The sequence below is a fragment of the Streptomyces rishiriensis genome (assembly GCF_030815485.1).
In the GTDB taxonomy this organism is placed as follows: domain Bacteria; phylum Actinomycetota; class Actinomycetes; order Streptomycetales; family Streptomycetaceae; genus Streptomyces; species Streptomyces rishiriensis_A.
In genome coordinates, this window is record NZ_JAUSWV010000002.1 from 3,646,480 (window position 1) to 3,662,132 (window position 15,653).

Consider the following 15,653-nt stretch of genomic DNA (forward strand, 5'->3'; position numbering starts at 1 on the left):
CCGTCACCCAGTGGACGCCCCGCCCGGAGCGAATGCACTCGACCTGTGCACTGTTGAAGCCGATTTGGGCGTCCCTTGCCACAACGCCCGGCGCCCTTTGCCCGCCCATGGGGCGCACGCTCAGACGACATGCGCCCTGCTCAGAGGGGGTGTGAGTCCCTTCACAAACACCCGGCGACACCCGTCACAGAACAGCCGCGCCGACACCCGTCACAGGCCCCCGGCGTTCTGCACCGCCGACGAACGTCACAGGCCCCCGGCGTTCTTCACCGCCACCACCGCGTCGAACACCTCGCGCTTCGGCAGCCCCGCCTCCGCCGCCACCGCAGCGATGGCCTCCTTACGGCGTTCGCCCGCCTCCTCGCGCACCCGCACCCGCCGCACCAGCTCCGTGGCGTCGAGCTCCTCGGGTCCTCGCTCGGGCGCCCCGGTGACGACGACGGTGATCTCGCCCCGCACGCCCTCGGCCGCCCACTGCGCCAGGTCGCCGAGCGGGCCGCGCTTGACCTCTTCGTAGGTCTTGGTCAGCTCCCGGCACACGGCGGCCCGCCGGTCCGCGCCGAACACCTCGGCCATCGCGGCGAGGGTGTCGTCGAGCCGGTGCGGGGCCTCGAAATACACGAGGGTCCTGCGCTCCTGCGCGACCTCCCGCAGCCGCGACAGCCGCTCCCCCGCCTTCCTCGGCAGGAACCCCTCGAAGCAGAACCGGTCGACGGGCAGCCCGGACAGGGCCAGCGCGGTGAGCACCGCGGACGGGCCGGGGACGGCGGTGACCCGGATGTCCTGCTCGACGGCGGCGGCGACCAGCCGGTACCCGGGGTCGGAGACCGACGGCATCCCGGCGTCGGTGACGAGCAGCACGCGCGCGCCGCCCACCAGGTCCGCGACCAGCTCGGGCGTGCGGGCGGACTCGTTGCCCTCGAAGTAGGACACGACACGCCCCTTGGGCGTCACCCCCAGCGCCTGGGTCAGCCGCCGCAGCCGGCGCGTGTCCTCTGCGGCGATCACGTCGGCGCCGGTCAGCTCCTCGGCGAGACGGGGCGGGGCGTCGGAGACGTCACCGATGGGAGTACCGGCGAGAACGAGGATTCCGGGCGTAGCTGTCACGTTTCCATCCTCGCAGGGCCGGTGCACGGGACTCACACAGACCTGTTCCCTACGATGGCGCGGTGACCAGTACCGCGTCCTCCATGGACTCCACGGACTACCGGCAGGGCCAGGCGCCGCCCGACCAGCGGCCGTCGTGGCAGCAACGGCTGCGCCGTTTCGGATACACGGCGGAGCCGTCCGCCGACGTCCGGGACCGGCTGGTGCCGCCGTTCGCGCAGCCCAGCCCCCGGTTGTGGCAGGCGCTCGGCCTCCCGCCCGTGTGGGCGGACCGCATCGCGCGCCGGTCGTCCTGGGGCGGTCCGCTGCTGGTCACGCTGCTGGCGGGGGTGCTCCGGTTCTGGCATCTGGGCAGCCCCAAGGCGGTGATATTCGACGAGACGTACTACGCCAAGGACGCGTGGGCGGTCGTCCACCGCGGGTTCGAGGTCAACTGGGACAAGAACGCCAACGACGTCATCCTCTCCTCCGGCGGACACGTCACGATCCCGGCGGACGCGGCGTACGTGGTGCATCCACCGGTCGGCAAGTACGTGATCGGGCTGGGCGAACTGATCTTCGGGTTCGACCCGTTCGGCTGGCGGTTCATGACGGCGGTGCTCGGCACGCTCAGCGTCCTGCTGCTGTGCCGCATCGGTCGCCGGATCTTCCGCTCCACGTTCCTGGGCTGCCTGGCGGGCGCGCTGATGGCGGTCGACGGGCTCGCGTTCGTGATGAGCCGCACCGCGCTGCTCGACGGCGTGCTGATGTTCTTCGTGCTGGCGGCGTTCGGCTGCCTGGTGGTCGACCGTGACAAGGCGCGCGAGAAACTCGCCGCCGCGCTCCCGCCCGACGTGGACGGCCGCCACCGCCCCGACCCGCACATCGCGGAGAGCACCCGCATGGGATGGCGCCCCTGGCGCTGGGGCGCGGGCCTGATGCTGGGCCTGGCCATCGGCACCAAGTGGAACGGCCTGTACATCCTGGTCGCGTTCTGCCTGATGGCCGTGTTGTGGGACGTCGGCTCGCGCAGGGTTGCGGGCGCCCGCCGCCCGTACCTGGCGGTCCTGAAGCGCGACACGGGCCTCGCGTTCCTGGCCACGGTCCCGGTCGCGCTGGTCACCTACCTGGTCTCGTGGACGGGCTGGATCCTGTCCGCCACCGACGGCAAGGGCGGTTACTACCGCAACTGGGCGGCCACCGACGGCAAGGGCGGCAGCTGGACCTGGCTGTTCCCCGACTGGTGGCGCAGCCTGTGGCACTACGAGCACGAGGTCTACGAGTTCCACACCCACCTCACGTCGCCGCACACGTACCAGTCCAACCCGTGGAGCTGGCTCGTCCTCGGCCGCCCGGTCTCGTACTTCTACGAGTCCCCCACGCCGGGCCGGGACGGCTGCCCGACGGACGCGGGCGAGAAGTGCGCCCGCGAGGTCCTGGCCATCGGCACCCCGCTGCTGTGGTGGGCGGCCTGCTTCGCGATCGCCTACGTCCTGTGGCGCTGGCTCTTCCGCCGCGACTGGCGGGCCGGCGCGATCGTCTGCGGCATCGCGGCCGGCTACCTGCCGTGGTTCATGTACCAGGAACGCACGATCTTCCTCTTCTACGCCGTCGTCTTCCTGCCCTTCCTGTGCCTGGCGGTGGCGATGATGATCGGCGCGCTCGTCGGGCCACCGGGCGCCGGCGACACCCGCCGCGTGGCGGGCGCCACCGGCGCGGGCGTCCTCGTCCTGCTCATCGCCTGGAACTTCATCTACTTCTGGCCCCTGTACACCGGCCAGGCGATCCCGATCGACGACTGGCGATCGCGGATGTGGCTGGACACCTGGGTGTAGCCCGGCAGACGTACCGACGTCCCGAGGGGGAGCGGCAGATCGCCGCTCCCCCTCGGTCGTCGCCGGCCTTCGGCGGAGGTCCGGCCGGTTCCGGCGGCGAGGGGCGGGCGGGCGGGACCTTCTCCCCGGGACGGACGGCGGTCCGTCCGGGGCCGGGTCGAGAGTACGGTGGCGGTACCGAGCGCACTTCGCACGCCGTCATCCGTTTCGGCGTCGCCCTCGGGGAACGGCAATGCCGGAGCACATCGTGCCCGGCCGGAGAAGAGCCGCCCCACATGAGCCTGATGAGTCTCGGAGTACTCGCCTCCTCCCGCAAGGAGAACGAGTTCCGTCTACCGCTGCACCCCCGCCACCTCGACCGGATCGCCCCGGACGTACGCGCGCGGATCTTCCTCGAACAGGGCTACGGCGAGCGCTTCGGCGTGGCCGACGACGCGCTGCGACCACTCGTGGCCGGGCTGCGCTCCCGCGAGCAGCTCATCGCCGAGTCCGACATCGTGCTGCTGCCCAAACCGACGCACGACGACATCGCCGAGCTGCGCGAGGGTCAGATCCTGTGGGGATGGCCGCACTGCGTGCAGGACGAGAAGATGACCCAGATCGGCATCGACCGACGGCTGACCCTGATCGCCTGGGAGGCCATGAACCACTGGACCTCCACCGGCGCCTTCAGCGTCCACGTGTTCCACAAGAACAACGAGCTCGCCGGCTACTGCTCGGTCCTGCACGCCCTCCAGCTCGGCGGGCTGACCGGCAGCTACGGGCGCCGCCTGCGCGCGGTGGTCATCAGCTTCGGCGCCACGGCGCGCGGAGCGGTCACGGGCCTGGGCGCCATGGGCGTCACCGACGTCACGGTGCTCACCCAGCGGGCCGCCGCGGCGGTCGCCTCGCCGATGCCCTCGGTCGTGATGGCCCACTTCGAGGAGCAGGAGGACGATCCGTCGAGCCTGCGGGCCGTCACCGCGGCCGGTTCCATGCCGATGGCGGAGTACCTGGCCGGGTTCGACATCATCGTCAACTGCGTCCTCCAGGACACCGACGCGCCGCTCATGTTCGTCACGGACCGGGAACTCCCCCTGTTCCGTCCGGGGACCTTCTTCGTCGACGTCGCCTGCGACGAGGGCATGGGCTTCGAATGGGCCCGCCCGACGACCTTCGGCGATCCGATGCCCACGGTGGGGTCGGGCTGTCACTACTACGCGGTCGACCACAGCCCGTCCCACCTGTGGAACTCCGCCACCTGGGAGATCAGCGAGGCGCTCCTTCCCTACCTGCGGAAGGTGATGAGCGGCCCGGCGGCCTGGGACGCCGACGTCACGGTCGGCAAGGCCATCGAGATCCGCGACGGCGTCGTCCAGAACCCGAAGATCCTCTCCTTCCAGCACCGGGCAGCCGCGTATCCCCACCTTCTCGAGGCGCCGGCGGCCGCGTCGGGCGGCTCGGAGCTCTAGTCCGGCAGGGGTCCTCCCGGACCGGATCACGCGGACGCCGGCCGCTTCCGGCGTCCTGCGCCAGCGGATTCCGGCGTCCTGCGCGAGCGCACCGCGGTCCCGGTCGGCGACCGGCGTTCACGTATGCGGCCGGATACATGGGTCTAACGATTGCGGAAACTCTCGCCCCTCCCACCACGCTTTCCGCTTACTGTGAGCCTGAGGGGATTTTTCTGAACGCGTTCAGAAAGCGCCCGCGGGGACACGGACGGGAACAACGGGGAGGGCGTGGGCATGCGCAAGGGGGCCAAGGCAGCGGTCGTCGGCTCGGTCTTCGCGGTCATGGTGGGCGGGGCCGGGTACGGGGCCTTCAACATCGTGAACGCGCTGAACGGGGGCGGGAGCGGGTCCGGCGGCCCGGGGGGCAGCGAGCCGGTGGCCGTGAAGACCGGGCCGCCCAGCGGGTCCGAGGTGAAGGACACGAGCACCGAGTTCTTCGCCGCCTGGGAGAAGGGACAGCCCGTGGCGGCCGCCGCTCTCACCAACAACGCGGCGAAGGCCGAGCCCCTGCTGACCTCCTACGGCCAGTCGGCGCACATCACCGGCGTGAAGATCACGCCGGGCGCGGCGGTGGGCGACAGCGTGCCCTTCACCGTCAAGGCCACGGTGTCGTACGAGGGGAAGTCCAAACCCCTCTCCTACAAGAGCGAGCTGACCGTCGTACGGGGCGTCACCACCGGTAAGGCGCTGGTCGACTGGGAGCCCTCGGTCGTCCACCCCGAGCTGAAGTCCATGGACGACACGCTGGTCACGGGCTCGTCGGCGGCGCCGTCGATCGAGGCCGTGGACCGTGACGGCAAGGTGCTCACCAAGGAGAAGTACCCCTCGCTGGGGCCGATCCTGGACCAGCTGCGCGCCAAGTACGGGAACAAGGCCGGGGGGACGGCCGGCGTCGAGCTGGCGATCAGACACGCCACCCAGGACACCGCCGACACCCCGCTGCTGACCCTCGCCGAGGGCAAGGCGGGCAAGGTGCCCACCACTCTCAGCGCGGACGTGCAGGCGGCCGCGGAGAAGGCGGTGAACAAGTACAACCAGTCGTCGGTCGTGGCCGTCAAGCCGAGCACCGGTGAGGTGCTGGCGGTCGCCAACAACCGGACGGACGGCTGGAACGCCGCGTTCCTCGGAGAGGTGGCGCCCGGCTCCACCATGAAGATCGTCAGCGCGGCCACCCTCATCGACAACGGGCTGACCACGGCGAACGGTCCCGCGCCCTGTCCGCCCTCGGCCGTCTCCGAGAGCCAGACCTTCCACAACATCACCGGCATGAAGCCGAACGAGAAGGCGACCCTCGCCGAGAGCTTCGCCCGCTCCTGCAACACGGCGTTCGTGAAGTTCGCGGACGAGGTGAAGGCCGACTCGCTGACGAACGAGGCCCGGGACCGCTTCGGGATCGGCCTCGACTGGCAGACCGGGATCCCGTCCTTCGACGGCTCCGTCCCGGCGGCCGGCGGCCCGGACACCGCGGCCGGCCTGATCGGCCAGGGCCAGGTCCAGATGAACCCGCTGAACATGGCGTCGGTCACGGCGACCGCGATGACGGGCGCCTTCCGGCAGCCGGTGATCGTGCCGCTCAGCCTCGACGGCCGGGAACCGGCACGCGCGCGTGGCCTGTCGTCGAGCACCGTGCAGCAACTGCGCTCCATGATGAACCGCACCGCTACCAGCGGCACCGCGGCCGAGGTGATGGCCGGGCTGAGCGGCCGGATCGGCGCGAAGACCGGTTCCGCCGAGGTCGACGGGCAGAGCAGGTCCGACAGCTGGTTCACCGGATACCGGGGTGATGTCGCGGCCGCCGCGATGACCCAGGACGGCGGTCACGGCGTCGACGCGTCCGGCCCGATCGTCGTGGACGTGCTGCGGGCGGGATGAGCCGACGGGACGGTGGGTGACGTCACAGGTGACGTCACCTCACAGGACGGGACCCTAGGGTGGTAGCCGTCGTTGGGGTCAGTGAGGGCAACGAGGGCAGCGGGGCTGGGGGGAAGCCCCTGGGGATCCGGAGGATCTGGCAGTGGGCAAGCGAAGGCGTGTCGAAGAGCGGCGCAGGAAGCGACGGCCCGCCGTGGCCGGCGGCATGATCGCCGTCGTGGTCGGCGGGGCGGGCATCGGCGTCTACGCCCTGTACGGCGGCGGAGCGGCGGCCGACGAGGGTGCCGCGGCGGCGGTCAACGGCACGCAGGTGCCGCGCGTCAGGGCCGACGCGCCGTCCGCGACCGAGGCGAAGACCACCGCCACCCGGTTCCTGACCGCCTGGCAGCAGGGCGAGGTGTCCGCAGCGGCCGCCGCCACGGACGACTCCGCGGCCGCCACCGCCCTGCTGACCGGCTACACCAAGGACGCCCATGTCACGGGCGTCACCCTCACCGCGGGCAGGCCCAGCGGCGCCAAGGTCCCGTTCTCCGTGAAGGGCACGGTGAAGTACAAGGGCGTCAGCAAGGCGCTCACGTACCGCAGTGCCCTCACCGTCGTCCGCAACCCCACCAACGGCAAGGCGCAGGTCGACTGGCACGCGTCCGTCGTCCATCCGGACCTCCAGGACGGCGACACGCTCGTCACCGGCGAGTCCGGCACCCCGCCGGTCAAGGCCGTCGACAGTGCGGGCGGCGAACTCACCGTCGCCGAGTACCCCTCGCTCGAGCCGGTCCTGGACGGGCTGCGGGAAAAGTACGGCAAGAAGGCGGGCGGCAAGGCCGGCGTGGAGCTCCAGGTCGTCCGCGGCAAGGCGTCGAAGGCGAAGAAGGCCTCCGACAAGACGCTGCTGGAGCTCAGCAAGGGCACTCCCGGCACCGTGAGGACCACGCTGAGCCCGACCCTCCAGGCGGCCGCCGAGCAGCAGGTGGCGAAGACCCCGCGGTCGTCGGTCGTCGTGATGCGCCCCTCCACGGGCGAGATCCTCGCGGTGGCCAACGCGAGCCACGGCTTCAACACCGCGTTCAACGGCTCGCTCGCGCCCGGCTCCACGATGAAGGTCATCACCTCGTCCCTCCTCCTCGAGAAGGACCTGGCGTCGGCGGACAAGGTGCACCCCTGTCCGAAGACGTTCACCTACGGCGGCTGGAAGTTCCACAACGACGACGACTTCCAGATCACCGGCGGCACCTTCAAGGCGAGCTTCGCGCGCTCCTGCAACACCGCCTTCATCAGCCAGGCGCCGGAGCTGGACAACGACAGCCTGACCAAGCAGGCGCAGCAGGTCTTCGGTCTGTCGATGAACAACTGGGCGATCGGCGTCCCGTCCTTCGACGGCTCGGTGCCGGTGCAGTCGGCGGCCCAGATGGCGGCGTCGCTGATCGGCCAGGGCGGGGTCCGGATGAACCCGCTCAACATGGCGTCGGTCGCCTCCACCGTGAAGGCGGGCGCCTTCCACCAGCCGTATCTGGTCGCCCCGTCCGTGGACGACCGCACGCTGGCGACGGCCTCGCGCACGATGTCGTCGTCCACGCTGTCGCAACTGCGGGAGCTGATGAACTACACCGCCGCGGCCGGCACCGCAGCGGAGGCGATGTCCGGTCTGGGCCCCGACTACGGCGCCAAGACGGGCTCGGCCGAGGTCGACAACCAGGAGAAGCCCAACGGCTGGTTCACCGCCTACCGCGGCGACCTGGCGGCCGCCGGCGTCGTCCAGGCGGGCGGCCACGGCGGCGACACGGCCGGACCGATCGTGGCGGCGCTGCTGCGCCTCGGCGGCTGAGAACGCCGGGGCCGGGCCGGCTAGTGCGTGACGGTCTGCTGCACCGTGGCCATGTAGGTCCGGCGCAGGAACCGCAGCAGCGTCTTCGACTCGAACTGCACGACGGAGACGCCGTGCGGGGAGTGGAACTCGACGACGGTCTGGACGCGCCCGCACGGCCACACCCGTACCTCGCCGGTACCGCTGGGGGCGCGCAGCCCCTGTTCGAGGAGGGTGCGGGAGAACGTCCACTCGCGCCGGTCGGGCAGCCCGACACGGACCGACCGGGGGTCGTGCGGGTCGTACCGCAGCACTACGGGTGCGGCCGTGCCTTCTTCCTCGGCCTGGTCGGCGTCGGTGACGATGTGGGCTCGCGCGTACTGTTCGACTACGGACATCGGCCGACCCTCTCACGCAGCGTGACCTGTGCGGAAGCTGTGCGTCCACTCCCCTTCCAATGTCGCATATTTTGCGGATTGCGCTCATCCGCGCAGGCGTATATCTCACTTGTGGGATGAACGGGGTCGGCACAGGCCTCTACAGATCTGCCGCCCGGCCGGAGAGACAAGCCGTGCGCTCTTGCGAACCGTTCGCATTAAGCCATTATCATCGTCGGGTGCACGTACCCGACGGATTCATCAACGCCCCGACCTCAGCCGTGACCGGAGTCGTCGCCGCCGGCGCGATCGCCGTGAGCCTGCGCGGCGCGCGGCGCGAGCTCGACGACCGGACCGCGCCGCTGGCCGGCCTGGTGGCCGCGTTCATCTTCGCCGTGCAGATGCTGAACTTCCCCGTCGCGGCGGGGACCAGCGGCCATCTGCTCGGCGGCGCTCTCGCCGCGATACTCGTGGGCCCCTACACCGGGGTCCTGTGCGTGTCCGTGGTCCTGCTGATGCAGGGCATCCTCTTCGCCGACGGCGGTCTGACCGCACTCGGCGTGAACATCACCGACATGGCGATCGTGACGACCGTCGTGGCGTACGCCGTCTTCCGCGGCCTGGTGAAGGTGCTGCCGCGGGGCCGCCGGTCCATCACCGTCGCGTCGTTCGTCGCCGCCGTCCTGTCCGTGCCCGCCGCCGCCGTCGCCTTCACGTTCATCTACTGGATCGGCGGCACCACCGACGTGTCGATCGGCAAGGTGGCGACCGCGATGATCGGCGTGCATGTGCTGATCGGCATCGGCGAGGCCGTGATCACCGCGCTGACCGTGGGTGCCGTCGTCGCCGTACGGCCGGATCTCGTCCACGGCGCGCGCGATCTGCGGCAGACGCTTCAGCTGCGGGTGCACGGTGAACTCGTCGACGCTCCGGCGGCCGACGAGACGCCGGCCGGCGCGCGGACGGCGCCCGTGGCGGCGCGCACCTCTCGCCGCACGCTGTGGGTGACGGGCCTCGTCACCTCCCTCGTCCTGGCCGGCTTCGTCAGCTTCTACGCCTCCGCGAACCCCGACGGCCTGGAGAAGGTCGCCGCCGACAAGGGGATCGACAAGAAGGCCGAGGAACACGCGTCCGCCGACTCCCCGCTCGCCGACTACGGCGTCAAGGACGTGACGAACGCCCGGCTGTCCGGCGGCCTCGCCGGCGTGATCGGCGTCGGCACGACCGTCGTCGCGGGCAGCGCGGTGTTCTGGGCGGTGCGCAGGCGCCGCACGGGCGGCGACGTGTCGCCGACGGCCGTCGAGAACGTCTGACGTCATGGGCGCGGGACACGCACACCGGCTCTACCGGCACGGGCACTCGCCCGTGCACGGCCTGCCGCCGCACACCAAGCTCGCCGCCGTCTTCGGCTTCGTGGTGGTCGTCGTGTCGACACCACGGGAGGCGATGTGGGCGTTCGGCCTGTACGCGCTCCTGCTGGCCTTCGTCGCCCGGCACGCGCGCGTGCCCATCGGTTTCCTGCTCAAACGACTGCTGATCGAGGTGCCGTTCGTCGCCTTCGCGGTGCTGATGCCGTTCGTGGCGGAGGGCGAGCGGGTGGACGTCCTCGGCCTGTCGCTGAGCGTCAACGGCCTGTGGGGCGCCTGGAACGTCCTCGCGAAGGGCACCCTGGGCGTCGCCGCCTCGGTGCTGCTGGCGTCCACCACGGAGCTGCGCGAACTGCTCCTCGGCCTCCAGCGACTGCGGCTGCCGTCGCTGCTCGTGCAGATCGCGTCCTTCATGATCCGCTACGGCGACGTCATCACGGACGAGATGCGGCGCATGCGGATCGCCCGGGAGTCGCGCGGCTTCGAGGCGCGGGGCGTACGGCACTGGGGGGTCCTCGCCAAGTCGGCGGGCGCGCTGTTCATCCGCTCCTACGAGCGCGGCGAGCGCGTGCATCTGGCCATGATCAGCCGGGGGTACGCCGGTTCGATGCCGGTGATCGACGAGGTGAACGCGTCACGGGCGCAGTGGTCGTACGCGCTGACCCTCCCGCTCGCCGCCCTCACGGTCTGCGTGTTGGGATGGTCCCTGTGACTGACGCCGTGACGCCCCCCGTGATGCCCACGCCCTCCCTGGAAGTGGCCGGTCTGGCCTTCGCCTACCCCGACGGCCACCAGGCCCTGTTCGGCGTGGACTTCTCCGTCGCGCGAGGCGAGCGGGTCGCGCTGCTCGGCCCCAACGGCGCCGGGAAGACCACCCTCGTACTGCACCTGAACGGCATCCTGACCGGCGGCGCGGGCACGGTGACGGTGGCCGGACTGCCCGTCGGCAAGCAGCACATGGCCGAGATCCGCCGCAAGGTCGGCATCGTCTTCCAGGACCCGGACGACCAGCTGTTCATGCCGACGGTCCGTGAGGACGTGGCGTTCGGACCGGCCGCGGCCGGGCTGAAGGGGGCCGCTCTGGAGGCGCGGGTCGACCACGCCCTCGAGCAGGTCGGCATGGCGGAGTTCAAGAACCGTCCGCCGCACCACCTGTCCTTCGGCCAGCGGCGCCGGGTGGCCGTCGCCACGGTACTGGCGATGGAGCCGGAGATCCTGGTCCTGGACGAGCCGTCCTCCAACCTCGACCCCGCCTCACGCCGCGAACTGGCCGACATCCTGAGGTCCTTGGACGTCACCGCGCTCATGGTCACGCACGACCTGCCGTACGCCCTGGAGCTGTGCCCGCGCGCTCTCATCCTGAGCGAGGGCGTGATCGCGGCGGACGGCCGGACCGGCGATCTGCTCGCCGACGACTCCCTCATGCGCGCGCATCGCCTGGAGTTGCCCTTCGGGTTCGACCCGCGCTCCGCGACAATGGGCGCGTGACGAACGAGGCACCCACCGCCGACGGCACGCTGCTCCTCGACGAGCAGCTGTGCTTCGCGCTGTACGCGGCTCAGCGTGCCGTGACGGCCGCGTACCGGCCGCTGCTGGACGAACTGGGGCTCACCTACCCCCAGTACCTCGTGCTGCTGGTCCTGTGGGAGCGCGGTGAGACGACCGTCAAGGAACTGGCGGCGGCCCTGCGCCTGGACTACGGCACGATGTCGCCGCTGCTGAAGCGACTGGAGGCGGCGGGGCTGGTGCGCCGGGAGCGCTCGGCACGGGACGAGCGCTCGGTCCTCGTCGCGTGCACCGGGCGCGGCGAGGAACTGAAGGGTCGCGCGGAGCGCGTACCCGGCACCCTGCTCGCGACGACGGGCCTCGGGACGGCGGAGGTCACGCGGTTGCGCGAGGAGCTGTGGCAGCTCGCGCAACGGGCCCAGGACGCGGCGGACCACACCCGCTGACCACGGGCCCAGGACGCGGCGGACCGCACCCACCGACCGTGCGGGACCCCGCCGCGTCCCCGCCGTCTCCTCCGTTGCCGTCGCCGCTGCCGCCCGACCGCCGGGTTACCCTCGGTCACCTCCCCCTGAGGGAAGCGCACCCACGTACCGGCCGGTACCTTGTGCACGATGCAATTGGGCAAGGCCAGCTATGGGGCAAGTTCCCGGGGGAGGTCCCGCCGTGACCGACGGCAGCGCCGTTGACACCGTCCACACCGTCGACACCCGTCCGACGAAGATCACGTACGTCGCCGAGGCGACCGCGCACGGCGGCCGCGACGGATACGTGACCAGCCAGGACGGCCAGATCGAGCTGAAGGTGGCCATGCCGCCGGAGCTGGGCGGCGACGGCAACGGCACCAACCCGGAACAGCTCTTCGCGGCCGGTTACAGCTCCTGCTTCCACAACGCCCTGATCCTCGTCGGCAACCGCGCGGGCTTCGACCTCACGGGATCCACGGTGGCGGCGAAGGTCGGGATCGGCCCCAACCGGACCAAGGGCTACGGGCTCGCCGTCGCGCTCAGCGTCTCGCTCCCCGTCCTCGACCAGGAACTCGCCGGAAAGCTCGTGGACGCGGCGCACCAGGTGTGCCCCTACTCGAACGCCACCCGCGGCAACATCGACGTAACGATCATTCTCGGCTAGGAGAACGAAGGAATCGCAGGCCCGACGGAGGCGTTCCCCGAGGAGTTGAAGGCGGTCAGACGAAGGGGTGCGGGCGTGGACGTGAACGGTGCGGTGGCCGAGGGCTTCGAGCCGGTCCGGGAGGCGTTCGCGGCCAACTTCGAGGTGCTCGGGGACCGGGGGGCGGCGGTGGCCGTCTACCGGGACGGGCACAAGGTCGTCGACCTGTGGGCCGGCACGCGGGACGTCGACGGCGCTGACGGCGCGGACCCCGCGGCCCCTTGGGAACAGGGAACCGCGCAGATCGTGCGGTCGGCGACCAAGGGCGTCGCCGCCGCCGCGCTCCTGCTGCTGCACCAGCGCGGCGAGCTGGACCTGGACGCGCCCGTGGGGGCCTACTGGCCGCAGTACAAGGCCGCGGGCAAGGAGCGGACCCTCGTCCGGCACCTGCTCGCACACCGCGCGGGCGTGCCCGTGCTGGACCGGCCGCTGACCCCCGCCGAGGCCGCCGACCCCGACCTCGGTGCGGCGGCGGTGGCGGCGCAGGCGCCGGCCTGGGAGCCCGGTACGGACCACGGGTACCACGCGCAGACGTACAGCTGGCTGACCGGCGAGCTGGTACGCCGGATCACCGGCAGGACCATCGGCGAGTACATCGCCGACGAGATCGCGGGCCCGGTCGGGGCCGACCTGTGGCTCGGGCTTCCACGGGCGAGCCACGCGCGCGTGGGGCGGGTGGGGCAGGTGGACGCACCCGCGCACCGCGGGGCGCTCAGGACCCGGCCCAAGCCGGCCGTCACCGCCGCCTACGCCGATCCCGCCTCCCTCACCCGCCGCGCCTTCGCCGCGATCACCCCGCTGCCCGACGAGAACGACCCCTCCTACCGAGCCGCGGCGCTCCCCGCCTCCAACGGCATCGCCACCGCCGACGGCCTGGCCCGCTTCTACGCGTCGCTGATCGGCGAGGTGGCGGGCGGGGTGCGGCTGCTGCGCCCGGAGACGATGGAACTGGCCCGCCGTGAGCAGTCCTCGGGGCCCGACCGGGTGCTCGTCGTGAACACCCGGTTCGGCCTCGGCTACATGCTGCACGGAGCCGCGTCCCCACTGCTGTCCCCCACCGCTTTCGGCCACCCGGGCCGCGGGGGCGCGCTCGGCCTGGCCGACCCCGAGTCGGGGATCGCCTTCGGCTATGTCACCAACGGCTTCCGGACGAGCGTGACGGCGGACCCGCGCGCCCAAGCGCTGCTGCGGGCGCTGCGGACGGCCCTGGCGGCCGGGCGCTGACACCCGCCCGCCTCACGGCCCGTCCGGGCATCCACCTACGCCGCGCACGCCACAGGTCTCACGACCCGCGCCTCGCCTCCCGCCTCTCAGGTCTCACACGTTGATCGAGTGCGACCTGTGGCCCGAGTCGTCGTCGATCTCCACATGGGCCTTGGTCAACAAGCGCATGGCGATCTCGTTGAGGGCGCGGGCGCCGGCGATCTCCTCGCCGACCCGCGGCTGGTCGATGTCCACGTTGTGCCGGGTGGCATGCCCATGAGTCTTGATCTCGGCCCCGTCGGGCAGCCGTACGAGTGCGACCGCGCGTGTGTGCCGGCCGTCCTCCTCGAACTCCAGCTCGACATGCCATCCGACAGCGGTGTGCATGGTGGTCATGGCGGTCACCTCCGGAAGTCCTCCTTCCAGGGTGCTCCTGCGAGCGGACGACCGCACCCAGTCGGCTCGGTGCAGCAGACCCGTTCCGTCCGGGACGCCGCATCGGCACGGCGTCCCCCTCCCGACCGGTCCGCCTGAGGTCCCGTCCCGGCCGGTCCGCCTGAGGTATGAGTCGAGAGCGTCAGGGACGAACGGTGTCGTCCCGGACACGAGGTCAGCCGGTGTGCAGCATCAACCCGATGCCGACGACCAGCAGCCCGGCGGCGACGAGCCGGGGCACACCGAACCGCTCCTTGAAGAACAGCGCGCCGATGGCCGCTCCGACGATGACCGACGATTCACGCAGCGCCGCGATCGGCGCGAGTTCGGCGCGGGTCTGTGCCCACAGGACGAGGGCGTACGCGAGGACGGACAGCGCGGAGCCGAGAAGGCCCACGGCGGCGTACGGACGGAGCACGGCAAGGGTCCGCCCGCGCCGGCGGTGGACGGCGTACGCCGGGATGACGACCCCCTGCACCGCCATCAGCCAGGCGATGTAGCCCAGGGAGGAGCCGGAGGCGCGGACGCCGAGCCCGTCGACGACGGTGTACGCGGCGATGGTCAGGCCGGTCGCCAGCGCGGCGCCGATCGCCGCCCAGTTCGGGCGCCGGCCGCGCAGTCCCCACAGGGCGACGCCGGTCAGCCCCGCGCAGGACAGCGCGACCCCGGCGGCTGCCCAGCCGTCCGGCACCTCGTGCGCGAAGACGGCGGCGAGGACGGTGACGACGAGCGGCGCGGAGCCGCGCGCGATGGGGTAGGCCTGTCCGAAGTCGCCGAGCCGGAACGACCGCATCAGCAGCGCGTAGTAGGCGATGTGGATGAGGGCGGAGGACAGCAGGTACGGCCACGCGCGGGTCGCCGGGAAGGCGACGAAGGGCACGAGCGCGAGCCCGATGAGCATGCCGCCGCCGGCGATCAGGGCGAACCCGACGAGTTTGTCGGTGATCCGGTGGGCGATGGCGTTCCAGCCGGCGTGGGCGAACGCGGCGCACAGGACGGCCGCGGTGACCAGCGGGGTCACGCGATGGGCTCGCGCACGTCCACGAGCGTCGCGTCGGCGTGCGCGACGAGGTCCTCGGGCGCCATGGGGAAGACGACGTGCGGGTTCCCGGCGGCGGCCCACACGACGCCGTGCGCGAGCAGGTTCCGGTCGGCCAGCACCCGCGTCCGCGTCCGGTGCCCGAAGGGCGGCACGCCCCCGATCGCGTACCCGGTGCTCTCCCGTACGACGTCGGCGTTCGCCCGGGTCACCTGCTCCGCTCCCAGTTCGCCGCGCACCAGCTCCAGGTCGACGCGCGAGGCCCCGTCCATCAGCACCAGTACCGGCACGCCGTCCGCCGCGAAGATCAGCGACTTGCAGATCTGACTCAGCTCACAGCCGATCGCGGCGGCGGCCTCGGCGGCGGTCCTGGTCGCCTCGGGGAAGCGGCGGACCCGGCTGAGCACCTGGTCGAGGCCCAGGTCGTGCAGCGCCTCGGCGAATCGGGGATGCGCGGCTGTCGTCGTCATGC

The 15,653-nt window shown here is 71.7% G+C and carries 15 protein-coding genes; 10 read left to right on the forward strand and 5 right to left on the reverse strand.

The genetic code is table 11. From position 1 onward, the window contains the following. Nucleotides 1-246 precede the first annotated feature (246 nt). Nucleotides 247-1,107 carry a 16S rRNA (cytidine(1402)-2'-O)-methyltransferase gene (gene rsmI / locus QF030_RS18590; RefSeq protein WP_307163797.1) on the reverse strand — a complete coding sequence of 287 codons (861 nt, stop codon included), beginning with the start codon at nucleotides 1,105-1,107 and terminating at the stop codon, nucleotides 247-249. 62 nt (nucleotides 1,108-1,169) lie between these two features. On the opposite strand from rsmI, the gene QF030_RS18595 reads away from it, so the two are divergent. The 4 genes from QF030_RS18595 to QF030_RS18610 all read left to right on the forward strand — a co-directional run bounded on the left by QF030_RS18595 (nucleotide 1,170) and on the right by QF030_RS18610 (nucleotide 8,105). After that, a complete protein-coding gene (locus QF030_RS18595) occupies nucleotides 1,170-2,921 on the forward strand; it encodes a dolichyl-phosphate-mannose--protein mannosyltransferase (RefSeq protein ID WP_307163798.1) in 1,752 nt (583 codons plus the stop codon). Nucleotides 2,922-3,196: 275 nt separating this feature from the next. Then, the gene (locus tag QF030_RS18600) at nucleotides 3,197-4,372 is read left to right on the forward strand and encodes a N(5)-(carboxyethyl)ornithine synthase (protein ID WP_307163799.1); all 1,176 of its coding nucleotides are present in this window, start codon (nucleotides 3,197-3,199) and stop codon (nucleotides 4,370-4,372) included. A gap of 273 nt (nucleotides 4,373-4,645) precedes the next feature. Next, nucleotides 4,646-6,283 (forward strand): penicillin-binding transpeptidase domain-containing protein, encoded by a 1,638-nt coding sequence (locus QF030_RS18605; protein WP_307163800.1) that lies wholly within the window; start codon nucleotides 4,646-4,648, stop codon nucleotides 6,281-6,283. Nucleotides 6,284-6,425: 142 nt separating this feature from the next. Then, nucleotides 6,426-8,105 (forward strand): penicillin-binding transpeptidase domain-containing protein, encoded by a 1,680-nt coding sequence (locus QF030_RS18610; protein ID WP_307163801.1) that lies wholly within the window; start codon nucleotides 6,426-6,428, stop codon nucleotides 8,103-8,105. 20 nt (nucleotides 8,106-8,125) lie between these two features. On the opposite strand, the gene QF030_RS18615 is transcribed toward QF030_RS18610, so the two are convergent. Further along, the gene (locus QF030_RS18615; RefSeq protein ID WP_307163802.1) at nucleotides 8,126-8,482 is read right to left on the reverse strand and encodes an SsgA family sporulation/cell division regulator; all 357 of its coding nucleotides are present in this window, start codon (nucleotides 8,480-8,482) and stop codon (nucleotides 8,126-8,128) included. A 218-nt stretch (nucleotides 8,483-8,700) separates the two neighbouring features. Here QF030_RS18615 and QF030_RS18620 point away from each other — a divergent pair, with 218 nt between their 5' ends. From QF030_RS18620 to QF030_RS18645, 6 genes are all read left to right on the forward strand, one after another. Then, nucleotides 8,701-9,774 carry an energy-coupling factor ABC transporter permease gene (locus QF030_RS18620; protein WP_307163803.1) on the forward strand — a complete coding sequence of 358 codons (1,074 nt, stop codon included), beginning with the start codon at nucleotides 8,701-8,703 and terminating at the stop codon, nucleotides 9,772-9,774. Nucleotides 9,775-9,778: 4 nt separating this feature from the next. Next, entirely contained in the window at nucleotides 9,779-10,540 is a 762-nt protein-coding gene (gene cbiQ, locus QF030_RS18625) for a cobalt ECF transporter T component CbiQ (protein WP_307163804.1), read from the forward strand. Nucleotides 10,541-10,563: 23 nt separating this feature from the next. Beyond that, nucleotides 10,564-11,316, forward strand: a complete 753-nt coding sequence (locus tag QF030_RS18630; RefSeq protein ID WP_307163805.1) for an energy-coupling factor ABC transporter ATP-binding protein — start codon at nucleotides 10,564-10,566, stop codon at nucleotides 11,314-11,316. Continuing rightward, a complete protein-coding gene (locus QF030_RS18635) occupies nucleotides 11,313-11,780 on the forward strand; it encodes a MarR family winged helix-turn-helix transcriptional regulator (protein WP_307163806.1) in 468 nt (155 codons plus the stop codon). Before QF030_RS18630 ends, QF030_RS18635 begins: the two co-directional genes overlap by 4 nt. Nucleotides 11,781-12,000: 220 nt before the next feature. After that, on the forward strand, nucleotides 12,001-12,465 hold the full coding sequence (locus QF030_RS18640; protein ID WP_307163807.1) for an organic hydroperoxide resistance protein: 465 nt from the start codon (nucleotides 12,001-12,003) through the stop codon (nucleotides 12,463-12,465). A 75-nt stretch (nucleotides 12,466-12,540) separates the two neighbouring features. Then, nucleotides 12,541-13,728 carry a serine hydrolase domain-containing protein gene (locus QF030_RS18645; RefSeq protein ID WP_307163808.1) on the forward strand — a complete coding sequence of 396 codons (1,188 nt, stop codon included), beginning with the start codon at nucleotides 12,541-12,543 and terminating at the stop codon, nucleotides 13,726-13,728. A 93-nt stretch (nucleotides 13,729-13,821) separates the two neighbouring features. On the opposite strand, the gene QF030_RS18650 is transcribed toward QF030_RS18645, so the two are convergent. The 3 genes from QF030_RS18650 to QF030_RS18660 form a co-directional block, all read right to left on the reverse strand. Beyond that, complete coding sequence (locus QF030_RS18650) at nucleotides 13,822-14,094, reverse strand: DUF1876 domain-containing protein (RefSeq protein ID WP_307167613.1); 273 nt, start codon at nucleotides 14,092-14,094, stop codon at nucleotides 13,822-13,824. Nucleotides 14,095-14,317: 223 nt separating this feature from the next. Then, the gene (locus tag QF030_RS18655; RefSeq protein ID WP_307163809.1) at nucleotides 14,318-15,163 is read right to left on the reverse strand and encodes an EamA family transporter; all 846 of its coding nucleotides are present in this window, start codon (nucleotides 15,161-15,163) and stop codon (nucleotides 14,318-14,320) included. Next, nucleotides 15,160-15,651 carry a YbaK/EbsC family protein gene (locus QF030_RS18660; RefSeq protein WP_307163810.1) on the reverse strand — a complete coding sequence of 164 codons (492 nt, stop codon included), beginning with the start codon at nucleotides 15,649-15,651 and terminating at the stop codon, nucleotides 15,160-15,162. Before QF030_RS18660 ends, QF030_RS18655 begins: the two co-directional genes overlap by 4 nt. Nucleotides 15,652-15,653 lie beyond the last annotated feature (2 nt).

Bases quoted from the DNA above. Each gene is read 5' to 3' on its own strand.
- QF030_RS18600 (WP_307163799.1), top strand. From the start codon at position 3,197: ATGAGCCTGATGAGTCTCGGAGTACTCGCCTCCTCCCGCAAGGAGAAC.
- QF030_RS18605 (WP_307163800.1), top strand. From the start codon at position 4,646: ATGCGCAAGGGGGCCAAGGCAGCGGTCGTCGGCTCGGTCTTCGCGGTC.
- QF030_RS18615 (WP_307163802.1), bottom strand. From the start codon at position 8,482: ATGTCCGTAGTCGAACAGTACGCGCGAGCCCACATCGTCACCGACGCC.
- cbiQ (WP_307163804.1), top strand. From the start codon at position 9,779: ATGGGCGCGGGACACGCACACCGGCTCTACCGGCACGGGCACTCGCCC.
- QF030_RS18630 (WP_307163805.1), top strand. From the start codon at position 10,564: ATGCCCACGCCCTCCCTGGAAGTGGCCGGTCTGGCCTTCGCCTACCCC.
- QF030_RS18650 (WP_307167613.1), bottom strand. From the start codon at position 14,094: ATGCACACCGCTGTCGGATGGCATGTCGAGCTGGAGTTCGAGGAGGAC.
- QF030_RS18660 (WP_307163810.1), bottom strand. From the start codon at position 15,651: ATGACGACGACAGCCGCGCATCCCCGATTCGCCGAGGCGCTGCACGAC.